This window comes from Nitratidesulfovibrio oxamicus (assembly GCF_015731765.1).
Taxonomy (GTDB): Bacteria; Desulfobacterota; Desulfovibrionia; order Desulfovibrionales; family Desulfovibrionaceae; genus Cupidesulfovibrio; species Cupidesulfovibrio oxamicus.
Genome location: NZ_VRYY01000705.1, coordinates 1 through 740, shown reverse-complemented (window position 1 = coordinate 740; position 740 = coordinate 1). Strand labels below are relative to the sequence as shown.

The following is a 740-nucleotide window of genomic DNA, read 5'->3' as shown; positions in this document are numbered from 1 at the left end:
GGGCAGGCGGCGGCGTCCGCCACGGGTTCGCCGCACCCGACGCCACTGCCGCCGTCCAGCAGGGCGGGCGCCAGCGAGGCGATCTCCTTGGACACGGTATAGGCCACGGCCTCGAACACCAGCGCGGCGTGGGCATCGGGCCGGGCACCGCCACCATCCGGCGTACCTTCTTCACCACAGGCCGTGCCGTCCATGCGCCGCTCCAGCACGCGCAGGTCGTTGGTGCCGCAGTGCGCCCACATGCCGCCTTCGCGCAGGATGATGCGTCGCAGCTGCTCGAAGGTGTAGGTGCCGTCCTGCACCAGCGACAGCACCCCCAGCGACGGCAGGCGGCCCGTGCGTTCCGGCGCGATGGGTCCGTCGCCGTCCAGGGCGTTGATGACGTCCACGATGCGTCCGCAGCGGTGCGCCGCCACGGAAATGCCGCCCCCCATGTGCGCCACCAGCCAGCGGTTGGCCGCATACTCCACGCCCAGCAGTTCCGCGGCCCGCCGCGCGGCGGAACGCTGGCTGAGGGCATGGAACACGCTGCGGCGCGGCAGGGCGGGCAGGCCGGAAATGCGGGCCACCTCGTCCATCTCGTCGGTGACGGGCGGGTCCACGATGTATGCGGCCACGCCCCAGCGGGCGGCGTAGTCGTGCGCCAGCGGCGCGCCGAGGTTGCAGGGGTGCTCGCCGTAGCGGGCCTGCTCCAGCGTTTCCAGCATGGCCGGGGTGATGCGCCACGCGCCGCCGGGCAT

1 protein-coding gene is annotated in these 740 nt (G+C 73.4%); it reads right to left on the bottom strand.

What is annotated here, in order from left to right; translation table 11 throughout:
• Window positions 1-740: butyrate kinase (locus FVW20_RS17465; RefSeq protein WP_196610586.1), on the bottom strand; the 740-nt coding region annotated here is incomplete at both ends.